This is a genomic window from Pseudomonas sp. GW823-FHT05G12, assembly GCF_058795575.1.
On sequence record NZ_CM179501.1, the window covers coordinates 36187 to 47746 of the forward strand.

Here is an 11560-nt window from a genome sequence, read left to right on the forward strand (position 1 = left end):
ATGCAATACAAGGGGTTACGACATGCAAACTCAAATTCGATTAAGTAGGGATAGTTCTATCCGAACGTACGGAATGCGAGCTTCAGCGATCCCCTACCGTACCGAAATCGAACGCTCGCTCAGCAGTGGTGAGAGCGTTGTCATAGATTTCGCTGGGAACGATGTCACTCAGTCCTTCGTCGACGAGTTGATCGGGGCGCTGATTCTGAAGGAGGGTCGCCAGGTGGTATCGCGCCTTGCCTTTGAAAACTGCACCAACGATGTCAAAGGAATCATTAAATTTGTGGTCCATGATCGAGTTCGACAGCTGCAAAAAATGCCCGCGTGACGGATCCGCATTGAATTTAAGGCCCTCAATATTGAGGGCCTTTTCATTGGTGCCAGGCAAAAGATAGCCGTCTTGAGTGGCCCCCATAGCTCGCCCTGAAAAGCGAATGTCAGGGGACACACCGCAGAAAAGCGTTCTGTAGCGGAGGAATACGTGGAAAACGGAGCTTAGGTTTCCTCATTGAGATGTGTAGAAATCCATCGCGACTCACCTATGCAAAGGCTGCGAAAAGCCTGAATCTACTGGGGTATCGTGGCGTGAGATATGTGCAAAAAAATGTGCACAGCATCTGCGGATTGGAGAGCTGGCTTGGCTCCTTAAGTAAAACCATCAAGCTGCAACGGACCTGCAACTCCTGCGGCTTGAAGCAAAGCGGGTAATACCACCCCTGAGCCCTACGAGGTGGTGTTCCGGTTTTTGACCAAACGAGAGCACGCCAGGCGCGCAAATGAGCTGCACGACCAGCTGAATGAAGTGCTCGGGGTGGCCAGAAATCTCAACGATGGGCTGTACTTCGGTGGAGCAGACGTCACGGTGCTACAAGACTTTACCATGCTCGATGCGGAAGACTTCGTGCGGTACAACCTTCACGACTGGCTCAGTGTTGGGGATACCGATGAAGATGAAGAAGGTGCCGATGATGCTGACTGAGCTGCTATCGGCCTCCCCTTTAGGATCTGGGTTTGACCTTAGCTGACCGGCTGCTCTACAAACCAATTGATTTTCTCCGGAGCCGGTGTCACTGTCGCTCCAAGAATAGCCCCCACGCCTCGGGCAGGTCCCAGACCTGTACTGCGCATCAGGGGGTTAGTTGTTTCTAGGGCCCGCCCAGGTCGATCAGGCATGCTTTGGGCTGGCCTCAAACCAGTGGGTGACCACCAAAAGGGTCAGTTAGGCCTACTGCTGCCTATCCTCGCTCGTTACCATCCAGAAACCCTCTATTGATACGGTTTCAGCAAAGATGGATGTCTATAAGCTCCGCATCGAAGACACAGAAAGCAAGATCATCGACAAGGAAGGTTTCGAGGCCGAGACCTTCCGCAGAGATCCGTGGTACCAGCCTGGAAGTGCGGGCAAGCTAGCTCAGTTTGCTGTATGCCCGGCATGCGACAACCCTGTCCAGCTGGTTGGGCTGTATGAGCTACCGCCTAACGTGAAGAACCCATTCGGGAAACATGCTACTAAGAGCATTCGCGGCATCGCTCCATTTGATAGTGAGGCCCGTAACGATTGCCCGTACTTCAAGCCTCGCCAGCATAAGAAAACAGAACGAAAAACCAGGTTTGACGGCGTCCCGCGGAAGATTCTCAAGCTATTGATCGAACAGTTCGATCGCGTGGTTTACATCCTGGAGAAAGAGACCCAACTGGTCCTTTCCGAGAACGCGTTGAGAGGCATGCTGCAGCGTTACAAGGGAGAGCGTGGCTACCTCTATACCGGCGCGACGCTTCGCAATGTGCCATGGATCTTTGCTTACATGTCGGACGCCACCCGCCTGTTTGGCCAGAAGGTCAGTGGAAATGCTGAGCTGGTGAAAGCTATTGCCGCTGAGGTGCCGGGGGCGGAAATCAGCAGCACTGGTCGGCTGGAATCGAAGAAGGTGCCTGGTTCGAAGGCGGCATATTTTGATCTCAAAATGAGTTTCATCCGCCATCGAATCGTCAAAGACAGTGAAGCGTCTGGCTTGGTTGAAAGCATGGAGTTTGTAGTGTCACAGCCTCGCGGAGGTGAGCTTGAGCACATTCACAAGGAAGTCATCAAATTCGATTCGGCTTGGTTCGAATCTCTTATCCGGATGCCGGTTGATCATCCTTATCGCAGAATGGATAGAGTGAAGATGGCCCGGGAGGAACTGGGCGATCTGCTGGAGCTGACTCAGGCCTGAGGAGGCCTGCTGTAAACCACTTTTTTTCACTGTAAACCACAGTGGTTTACAGTGAAAAAAGTGGTTTACAACGTAGCTATGACACGCGCCCTGGCCACTCCCCAGGCCAGCGCGCTCCTCATTGGTTCGTTCAGCCGGACGTCGAACACCTGTGCTGCTCGGGGCCTTGCCACGCCGCGGTGTCCTATAATTCATCTTCAGCTGAGTGGAGCAAAATGTTGTGAAGCGCACATTCATTGGAATGGTCGAGGCTGGTGAGCCACTGATGAGGCAAGCGCTTGAAGCTATCCGACAGGCCCACGAAGCGGAGGCTGCTGGATTGCCAGACCTTGAGGTACAGCGTCTTCACCTATTGGCAGATTCGCTCTATCAGGCGGTCATTGATTTTCAGCTCCTCAAAGCAGGTAAACCACCGTCGACTATCCAGTGAGGACCTGCCGCTACATGACGAAAAAGATACCAGCTCTTCTCCCCGACCACCCCATGTATACCGACGCAGTGGATGCGATGAAGCAATACCACGAGGCGCAGGCTTCTGGCTCATCTGCCGAAGAGGTTGAGCGCCTGCGTCAAATCGCAGAATCACAATTTCGGGCTGTCAGCGAGTATCAGCTCAACGCTCTGGGATATCAGTCTCGTCGTCCGCACTGAAGGGATAACCGATCCGGAGGTAGCTTCAGAATCCATCAAGCCAAGCGGAAGACTCACGACGCGGTCCGATTGATCAGCGAGACGGTCGGGAGGGTTTGCACACAGCCCCAAAAAAAAAGCAGCTCCCGAGAGCTGCTTTTTTCTTACTCCCCCTTTTTGTGCTTGTGGGGTTTCAGGTCCGGATGGTCCTTCTGCTTTTCAGGGGTGACTCGCTGCCTTTTGTCCGGAGTGCCATCTTCATTGGTGCGCTTTGGGCCTGGCTTGATGCTCATGCAAAACTTCCTTTTCCGCTTGGGTTGTTGAATGCAGCTATGTAATTAGTCCAGCTTCTCTCAGCTGTCAAAGCAGGCTGGTGCAGAACCGCCTGGCCGATGATCCGGTCCACATCGAACATTCAGAGGCCAGAATAAGAGCCTCCGACAAAGGGCTTACAAGGGGCAGTGAAATCCAGCGCTGAGCGATACGAAGACGTCTGGACGTTCATCATGCCGAGCACGGTGTGGAACAGGTTGTCGTGGCTCAGCGGTGACGTGGTTTGAGCTTTCAAACAACCCACGTTGACCTTTTCGCTCTTCGCGAGCGAGTCAGACATCCAAAGTACCAACGGCACCTTTGTTTGCTCGTCAGGAGCCATCGCGTAAGGCAGCCCGTGTAGATAGAGCCCACCCTCCCCCAGCGATTCGCCGTGGTCCGAAACGTACATCAGCGCAGTGTCGAACTTGGTGTTGGCCGCCAGGATATCGATGAGATTTGCAGTCACATAATCGGTGTAGAGGATTGAGTTGTCGTAGGCATTGACCACCTCCTCCTGCTTACATTTGTCGAGCTCGTTGGTCTCGCACACCGGTGCGAATTTCTTGAATTGCGAGGGGTAGCGCTTGTAGTAGGCCGGGCCGTGACTGCCTTTGTAGTGGAGCACCAGGACAGCATCGCCTTCCTGGCGCTTGATGAAGTCTTGCATCTCCGTGAGCAGCACCCCGTCCTTACACTCCTCGCTGGTGCACAGTTGGGAATCCGCGTGAGAGGCAGCCTTGTGGTTGGGAACCCTGTCGCAGACCCCTTTGCACCCCGAGTTGTTGTCAGTCCACATGACACTGATGCCAGCGCGTTGAAGCACGTCGAGCAGCCCTTCTCGGCTCTTGGCCAAGCCATCTTTGTACTGGGCCTTACCCACGTCCAGGAACATGCATGGCAGCGAGACCGCGGTAGCGGTACCGCAGGAGCTCACGTTCGTGAAGCTAATGACATTTCGCTTTTCTAGTTCCGGATTCGTTTCACGGGAGTAGCCGTTGAGGGAGAAGTTGGCGGAGCGAGCGGTCTCTCCTACTGCCAGTACCAGCAGCCTGGGTTTACGAGCCGCACCCTGTCGATTAACTACCGCATCAGTACCAATGGCCGTCAGCGTTTTAGGTGAGGCCAGCTGACGCTTCAGGTACCCATGGCCAGCCGCAAACAAGTTGGTAGGTACCAGAATCAGCCGGATCTCCCGATTGTTGCGCAGCAAGGAGGCATACGACTGGTACTGACTCAACGCGATGCCAGATAAGGTCAACAGAGCGAGCGACAGAGCAATGAACCTGCTGACCAAAGCTTTGGCCCAAGGCTTGCGCCGGAGGGGAACCCGGGCAATCAGGTAGACGGGCAACACCCCAACCATTGCGACCCAAAGACCGAGCTTCCAATTCAGCAGCTCGGTTGCCTCAGCGACGTCGGTCTCCACAACGTTGGTGAACATTGTGTAATCGATCACGATGCCGTAGGCATTCATGAAGTAACTCGCAAAAGACGCGCTGATCAGTACCAGGCACAGTATGGGTTTGGCCAGCCGCCCCCATGACAGCAAGCTCAGAACGGTAAACACCCATGCGAATACTATGACTGGGAGGCTAGCCGCTAGCTGCCAGTTCACTTCATCGGTTTTGAATACCAGCTTCCAGAGCACGTTCCAGAGCTCAGCGTTCGCGAATAGCAGTAACCAAAAAGTCACCAGGCCGATTAGCAAATTAGTACTGATGCCTTTCTGCCGCGCATTGCGAATAGCAAAGATCCATTTGCTTAACAGGGTGTGAACAATGGATTTGGAAGGTGTCATTATCAAACTCTGGAAGCTGCTTATCCATGGCGGTAGCTATGGAGTTAGCGGGAGCTACAAGGCAAACCGTCGACAGATGCTGAGCGATTGCGCAATGTGCGGAGCGTCAGAGGCCTTAGGCCCCTAGGCGTTGGGGACGCTTAGTATGTGTGAGGCATAGGGATAAAAAGAGAAATGAATCTCGCTGAGCGCATTATTTCCGGGACCTGATAACGACACGATGACCTCGGGATTACAATGCTGACAGAAATCCAATTACTGCTGTTTTGATTGTCATTGATCACGCTATGATCAAAATTAGGGGGATACTACCCACCAAAAGCAATGCTCCGCTCAGCTAGATAAATTTAATTTCACAAACAAAACGGTTTCGTTTTGTCGTAGGCTAATTTTGAACTTTCAATTCAACTTACAAGTCTTTCTCGCGAGCAGAATATTATTTTCAACTTTTGCTCGTTAATATGTCACCCATCAATGAGGGGCGAATACCATGAGCTTTTTCAAAAACATCCTGGGCGGGCACCATGGCCGTGGAAACCACGGTGGAGGCAAGCACCACAGCGGGGGACATGGGGCCGAGCAATATGATCGCCATGGCCGGCAGCAGGGCTGCGACGGCGGTAATCAGGTGTATGACGGCGGGCGCCCTCCCACTCCTGCCCCCATCAAAGATCTGCAGGGCTGCAGGCAGTGCCGGACGGCCAACGATCCGTCAGCACGCTTTTGTCTAAACTGCGGAACACCGCTATCGAGTGGTTGCACCGCCTGCGGCTCGCTGCTGAGTGCAGGAGCAAGATTTTGCAGTCACTGTGGCCAAGCGACGCTCTAAGGCTAGGTAGACAGGAAGGCCAACGAGACCACAACCCTGCGCAAGGAGAAATACGTGGGTTCAAATCATGACCATGGCAGCGCTGCAGTACGCGAGGGGCATCAGAAGAAGCTAATCATGGCGCTCGGCTTGACTGGCAGCTTCATGATTGCAGAAGTGATCGGTGCGTGGATTACCGGCAGCCTGGCGCTGCTGTCGGACGCATCTCACATGTTCACAGATACTGCCGCCTTGGCGATCTCACTGATTGCACTTCAGATAGCCAAGCGGCCGGCGGATCAGAAAAGAACCTTCGGCTATGCGCGCCTGGAAATTCTGGCTTCGACGTTCAACGCCGTGCTGCTCTTCCTGGTGGCGATGTACATCTTGTATGAGGCCTACCAGCGCTTCTTCATGCCGGCGGAGATCGCTACCGGAGCGATGATGTGGATCGCAATCGCCGGCCTGATCATCAACCTAATTTCGATGCGCCTTCTGGCATCTGCGAGCAACGAAAGCCTCAACGTCAAAGGAGCCTACCTCGAAGTTTGGAGCGACATGCTCGGCTCGCTTGGCGTAATCATCGCGGCACTTATCATCCGCTTCACCGGCTGGACCTGGGTCGACACGATTGTCGCTGTGGCGATCGGCCTTTGGGTTCTGCCGCGGACGTGGCAGTTGCTTCGCGAAAGCCTGGGGATCCTCATGGAGGGTGTCCCGAGGGGGCTCGACGTTACGGCAATCGAGGCCACCATCCTCGGAGTAGATGGCGTGACGGACGTTCATGACTTGCACGTGTGGGCTGTCAGCAGTGGCAGTAACGTGATGACGTCGCACGTAGTGGTTCGGGATTCTGCAGATGGGGATGCTGTGTTGGCGGCCGTCGTGGATGCTGTCAGCGATGCATTCGAAATCCATCACTGCACCATCCAGATCGAGCGGGCAGCTTTCCACGAGAGCGTTCCCTCACCCTCGCACTGACCGATCGGTAAACACCATGCAAACACATCACCCTCCTGGCTGAGGGTGATGTTGCAAAAAAAATGCGGTGAGGGATGCCGTAAACGGCAGGAGCGCTTCAAGGGGGTTGGTGAATGGCTTCGCCTGCCCTCGTCAACAACCTCCAGAAGGCTCAGCGATGGCCTGGATCATCACGAAGTACCTACTCACTGCCGGTATAGTGATTCTCGTGTCAGAGCTGGCGAAACGCAGCGACAAGCTGGGCGGCTTGGTCGCCGCCCTACCCTTGGTCACGGTCGTGACGTTGGTCTGGCTCTATTTAGAGAACCAGAGCATGGAGAAGATCTCCAACCATGCTTGGTACACGTTCTGGTACGTGCTTCCGACCCTACCGATGTTTATTGCTTTTCCATTGCTGCTACCTAAGCTCGGCTTTTGGCCGACACTGATCAGCAGCATCCTCATCACAATGGCCAGCTTCGGAGGCTTCGCCATACTGCTGCGCCGGTTCGGCATTGAGCTTCTATGATCCGGTGGCCGCAGGGATCATCTTGATGAGTCTTAACGGCTATTAACACACTCGCCCTTCACCAGGTAGCGAACCATGTGCAGTTCGCCTTTCGAGTCTTCGTAGGTCATCATGCTTCTTACATTACCGCAGTACCGCACACTGGGTGATACATACACCAACTTACCAACGTCCAGGTCCATGCCATAGGCGTAGTCTTCTAGTTGAGGCATGGGCTTTTTTACGCGTTGAGCATAATCCGCTGTAGCCTCTCTAGCAGTACGCTCGATGCGTTTATTGATCTCCATACCGCTTTGGGCATTGGCTGTTAGTGATGTAAAGAGCAAAAACACGGCGATCGCTGATACAGTAGTGTTCATAAGAAGTCCCTTAATAAAAAAGCGCCCGTAGGGGGGCGCTAAAATTCACCTACCAAAGGAGCGTATGGTTTACAGGTGAATGCACTGGCGCGAACAACTGCTCGGTGCTCTTGCCAAGCTGCTTTGAAATGAGACAATTTCCAAAGCAGCGATGCCTCTTCCGCTGCCCTTAAACTAGCAAAGGAGGCTAACACCAAGATGATCGGGCAATTACAATTTGGACATGTAATAGATTGTAAGATAATTATTCGAGAGAATATCGAGCCGCCACGTGAACTAATTTGCAGAAAGGCGCTGCGGTTTGCGGCCGTGCATGGGGTCTGCCTGCGTGGCGCCCTCGATCCAAGGCCAGTACCAGTCCTTGCAAGCTAACGACCGAAATGCTGCCTGTCCTGGCCGATTCCACCTGCCAGGCGAATCTGTCATACACCGCCGCAGGCCCCAGAATCCGCTATGCTTAGGGGTGGAGCCTGCATGACTGTCAGAAATCTTGCGGCTACATTACAAATTTGTAGGATTTCGCCGCGGCCAGCTTCTTCGCGTTAAGATTCAAGCGTCCTCAGGTGACCCGGCGTATGGACAGAGGTAGCGACTACCACATGCCATACCCTCAGCCAAACTTTCGAACAGCCTGCAACCATAATCTTGGCGGATTAGGCCAACTCCTTCCTCACACCTTGAGATAAGTTATGCGCGTTCTAGTTGTGGAAGACGAAATTAAAACTGCCGAATATCTTCAGCAGGGCCTATCCGAAAGCGGGTATGTCGTAGATATCGTGCACAACGGTGTAGATGCTCTGCACTTGTTCAACACTAATGTCTATTCGTTGGTCCTCCTGGACGTGAACCTCCCGGGTATCGACGGCTGGGACCTGCTGGAAACCATCCGTAAGACCAGCCGGGTCCGCATCATCATGCTGACCGCCCGCGGACGCATCAATGACAAGCTCAAGGGCTTGGACGGCGGCGCGGATGACTACCTTGTGAAGCCATTCGAATTCCCTGAGCTGCTTGCTCGCATCCGTTCGCTGCAACGCCGTGGTGATGAGTTAGTCGAGAAGAGCTCGCTGAAAATTGCCGATCTGGAACTCGACTCCGTCCGCCATCGCGTCTTCCGCGGTGGCACACGCATCGATCTCACCACCAAGGAATTTGCGCTTCTGCACCTGCTCATGAGCCGAACGGGCGAAGCGCTGACTCGCTCTCAGATCATCTCGTTGGTCTGGGATATGAATTTCGATTGCGACACCAATGTCATCGATGTAGCCATCCGGCGCTTGCGCTCGAAGATCGATGACCCGTTTGAAACCAAGCTCATTCACACGCTTCGTGGCGTTGGGTACGTTTTTGAGGAACGCGCATGAGGCCATTCAGCCTGGCTGCAAAGCTGGGGTTAAAAGTTGGGTTGATGAGCGCAGCGTTGCTGCTTCTGTTCGCCACCTTTGGCTATCTGATGGTAGGCAAGGCTCTGGAAAGAAATGCCAGAGCAGACCTGGAAGTAAAGATGGCGGGGATGGCTCACAACCTGTCCACCATCCCGGACATCTCCGGCGTCAACGCGGATGCGCATCAGCTTGTCGATTTGGTCATGGGCCACAACAACCTGTATGTGAGCATATTCGATACCTCACAGAATCAGACTCCCCTGCTCTCGATTGGCTCGAAACAGGTCAATCTGGAGGTGCACAAGTTTCAGCCGGCGGCCCAGCCCAAAGAGCACGAATGGCGTGATACGCAGGACCGTCCTCTGCTGAGTGCTTCTCGAATCATGCGTTTGGGCGATGGAACAGAGGTCAGCGTCTATATGACCATGGACCAGTCATCCAGTGAGGCGCTGCTCGATGCGTTGCTGACCTGGGCCTTGATGATGTCCCCCGTCATCCTCGCACTGATCTTGGCCATTGGCTGGTGGACTGTGCGCAGAGGCCTGCTACCACTGACCAAGTTCCTCAAGATCGCCTCGAAAATCTCAACCGAGAGCCTCGACCATCGCCTTCCAACTGATGGGATGCCGGCAGAACTCAAAATGCTCGCCGACGGCATCAACATCATGCTGGCTCGCCTGGATGATGGGGTTCAGCAGCTCTCGCAGTTTTCTGACGACCTTGCTCACGAACTTCGAGCACCGCTTTCCAACCTGATGGGCAAGGCCCAGGTTGCCTTGACCAGAGAACGATCGCTTTCCGAGTACCGGGAGGTTCTGGAGTCGTGCACAGAAGAGCTGGACCGCATGAGCCGCATGGTTTCCGACATGCTGTTCTTGGCCCAGGTCAGTCATCCAGCATCAATGGTGGAGTTCGAATCCGTCTCCTTGGTCGACGAGGTTCAGCGAGTGTGCGAGCTCTTCAGCATTTCAGCAGAAGAAGGCGAGATTCAGCTGCAGATCTCCGGCAGTGATGACGTGGTGCGCGGGAATCGCCTGATGGTTCAACGTGCCGTCTCGAATCTGGTCTCGAACGCGATCCGTTACTGCCCTCGCGGCCGCACGGTCTACGTTAAGGTGCAGCATAGTGCGAGCGGTACGACGTTGAGTGTCGGCAACCCCGGCCGTGGTATTGCCAAGGAACACCACGCGCACTTGTTTGAGCGGTTCTACCGTGTGGACAAGAGCCGAGCACGGAGCGAAGGCGGTACCGGTCTTGGCTTGGCCATTGTGCAGTCGATCATGAGTCTGCACCAGGGATCGGCGAGCGTGGAGGTGACCGAAGAAAACTTCACCTGGTTCCACCTTCACTTTCCGGAAGCCCAGCAAATGCAGCCGGCAATGACCGCCGCTTAAATTGCGCAGACACGATTAGGCCCGTCAATCGACGGGCCTTTTGTTTGCCTCAATGCATCAGTGCCGAAGGACCACAGGGTCCATGGGCGACCGCAGAATCACCGACTTAATAATCTTCTGTTCGTCAGGATTGGCGTTTTTCCACAGGTGTGAGAAGTACTGAGCATTCACTTTCTCTTGAGCACTTACGCTGCCGGCGGCATCGATCAGGCGCATGGTCGAGTAGACACAGATCAGCGCCAGAATGAAGAACGCCGTGGCGACCACCATCACATAACGCTTGGCCAGCACCGGTGCCCGCTTGAGCTCCTGGATAGAGGCGTCCGCCGCCTTTGTCGCTGCTGTAAGCTCCGAGATCAGTGGCTGGATGGCGGTGTCGACTCCGCGGCATGCAGCTGAATACGCTGATGCAGCGGCGCGCAAGGCAACCTCCTCCGCGTTCGACCAAGCCTTCTCCGCCTTTCGCACCTCCTCCTGAATCTGCCGGCCGACAGCGTCCACCTGCTCCACCAGTTCGTTCGACCTCTCCAGAACAGCGCTGGAGGTGCGCGTCTGCGAGGTCAGCTCATCGAGCTGGACAGTGAGTTTTTCAGTGCAGCGGCGAAAGTCACCGATAGCAACTGCCCAGGGCTCTATGTCATTCATGGCTATCTCCTAGGGCGGCCAACAACGCCGCGCTGAATTAACGCGCTAGATATCAAAATTGTAATTTAAGAGAAAATTCGAAGTCGCCCTCGACAGTGCCGAGATAGACATGATCCTTCCAGATTTGAAGATTTAACGCATCCTATCTGCAGCCAAAATTACGGAATTGTAATTATTGACTCACCTTGTCGTTAGCTTCGCGTTCCTAAACTACAAACCAACAAAGGCCGCTAATCAGGTTGGCCTAGTATGAACCGAGGTTCACAATGAAATTTGTCAAATCTATCGCTATTGGCAGCCTGCTGCTGGGTCTCATGGGTACCGCTTACGCTGAAGGCGGCTTCGAGCGAACGAAACAGTTCAACGAGAACTTCCGAACCGAACAGGCTCGCCTATGGAGCGATGACTCTTCGGACCAGAACAAACAACAAGTCGCTCAAGAGCAAAAGAAAGAAAGCAAGGATGGTAAGGAACAAGCCGACAATTAATCGGCGGTTAAATAGGACTTCAAATGACGAAAGAAA

The 11560-nt window shown here is 54.2% G+C and carries 15 protein-coding genes; 11 read left to right on the forward strand and 4 right to left on the reverse strand.

Translation table 11 applies throughout. The features are described from left to right. Positions 1-73 precede the first annotated feature (73 nt). The 5 genes from AC3RCM_RS00160 (at position 74) to AC3RCM_RS00180 (ending at position 2864) form a co-directional block, all read left to right on the forward strand. Entirely contained in the window at positions 74-328 is a 255-nt protein-coding gene (locus AC3RCM_RS00160; protein ID WP_128337688.1) for an STAS-like domain-containing protein, read from the forward strand. Between the two features lie 417 nt (positions 329-745). After that, the gene (locus AC3RCM_RS00165; protein WP_156867445.1) at positions 746-979 is read left to right on the forward strand and encodes a hypothetical protein; all 234 of its coding nucleotides are present in this window, start codon (positions 746-748) and stop codon (positions 977-979) included. Positions 980-1289: 310 nt separating this feature from the next. Next, positions 1290-2213 (forward strand): hypothetical protein, encoded by a 924-nt coding sequence (locus tag AC3RCM_RS00170; protein WP_011953102.1) that lies wholly within the window; start codon positions 1290-1292, stop codon positions 2211-2213. A 220-nt stretch (positions 2214-2433) separates the two neighbouring features. Further along, on the forward strand, positions 2434-2643 hold the full coding sequence (locus AC3RCM_RS00175) for a hypothetical protein (RefSeq protein ID WP_015268418.1): 210 nt from the start codon (positions 2434-2436) through the stop codon (positions 2641-2643). 14 nt (positions 2644-2657) lie between these two features. Continuing rightward, on the forward strand, positions 2658-2864 hold the full coding sequence (locus tag AC3RCM_RS00180) for a hypothetical protein (protein ID WP_011953104.1): 207 nt from the start codon (positions 2658-2660) through the stop codon (positions 2862-2864). A 143-nt stretch (positions 2865-3007) separates the two neighbouring features. Here the strand turns inward: AC3RCM_RS00180 and AC3RCM_RS00185 are convergent, their stop codons facing one another. Next, on the reverse strand, positions 3008-3136 hold the full coding sequence (locus AC3RCM_RS00185) for a hypothetical protein (protein WP_003253468.1): 129 nt from the start codon (positions 3134-3136) through the stop codon (positions 3008-3010). 122 nt (positions 3137-3258) lie between these two features. Then, positions 3259-4956, reverse strand: coding sequence for a phosphoethanolamine transferase (locus AC3RCM_RS00190; protein ID WP_003298414.1), 1698 nt, complete (start codon positions 4954-4956; stop codon positions 3259-3261). Between the two features lie 490 nt (positions 4957-5446). Between AC3RCM_RS00190 and AC3RCM_RS00195 the strand changes: the two genes are divergently transcribed. The 3 genes from AC3RCM_RS00195 (at position 5447) to AC3RCM_RS00205 (ending at position 7253) form a co-directional block, all read left to right on the forward strand. Continuing rightward, positions 5447-5785 (forward strand): zinc ribbon domain-containing protein, encoded by a 339-nt coding sequence (locus AC3RCM_RS00195; protein WP_071890582.1) that lies wholly within the window; start codon positions 5447-5449, stop codon positions 5783-5785. A 54-nt stretch (positions 5786-5839) separates the two neighbouring features. Beyond that, positions 5840-6745, forward strand: coding sequence for a cation diffusion facilitator family transporter (locus AC3RCM_RS00200; protein ID WP_010951438.1), 906 nt, complete (start codon positions 5840-5842; stop codon positions 6743-6745). 157 nt (positions 6746-6902) lie between these two features. After that, positions 6903-7253 carry a DUF3147 family protein gene (locus AC3RCM_RS00205; RefSeq protein WP_011953105.1) on the forward strand — a complete coding sequence of 117 codons (351 nt, stop codon included), beginning with the start codon at positions 6903-6905 and terminating at the stop codon, positions 7251-7253. A 32-nt stretch (positions 7254-7285) separates the two neighbouring features. On the opposite strand, the gene AC3RCM_RS00210 is transcribed toward AC3RCM_RS00205, so the two are convergent. Next, positions 7286-7612, reverse strand: coding sequence for a DUF2790 domain-containing protein (locus AC3RCM_RS00210; protein WP_011953106.1), 327 nt, complete (start codon positions 7610-7612; stop codon positions 7286-7288). A 689-nt stretch (positions 7613-8301) separates the two neighbouring features. Between AC3RCM_RS00210 and AC3RCM_RS00215 the strand changes: the two genes are divergently transcribed. Continuing rightward, entirely contained in the window at positions 8302-8976 is a 675-nt protein-coding gene (locus AC3RCM_RS00215; protein ID WP_003253457.1) for a heavy metal response regulator transcription factor, read from the forward strand. After that, positions 8973-10391 carry a heavy metal sensor histidine kinase gene (locus AC3RCM_RS00220; RefSeq protein WP_011953107.1) on the forward strand — a complete coding sequence of 473 codons (1419 nt, stop codon included), beginning with the start codon at positions 8973-8975 and terminating at the stop codon, positions 10389-10391. The genes AC3RCM_RS00215 and AC3RCM_RS00220 overlap by 4 nt, the downstream gene beginning before the upstream one ends. A gap of 57 nt (positions 10392-10448) precedes the next feature. Here the strand turns inward: AC3RCM_RS00220 and AC3RCM_RS00225 are convergent, their stop codons facing one another. Next, positions 10449-11036, reverse strand: a complete 588-nt coding sequence (locus tag AC3RCM_RS00225) for a hypothetical protein (protein ID WP_010951442.1) — start codon at positions 11034-11036, stop codon at positions 10449-10451. A 266-nt stretch (positions 11037-11302) separates the two neighbouring features. Here AC3RCM_RS00225 and AC3RCM_RS00230 point away from each other — a divergent pair, with 266 nt between their 5' ends. Next, the gene (locus tag AC3RCM_RS00230) at positions 11303-11524 is read left to right on the forward strand and encodes a hypothetical protein (protein ID WP_010951443.1); all 222 of its coding nucleotides are present in this window, start codon (positions 11303-11305) and stop codon (positions 11522-11524) included. Positions 11525-11560 lie beyond the last annotated feature (36 nt).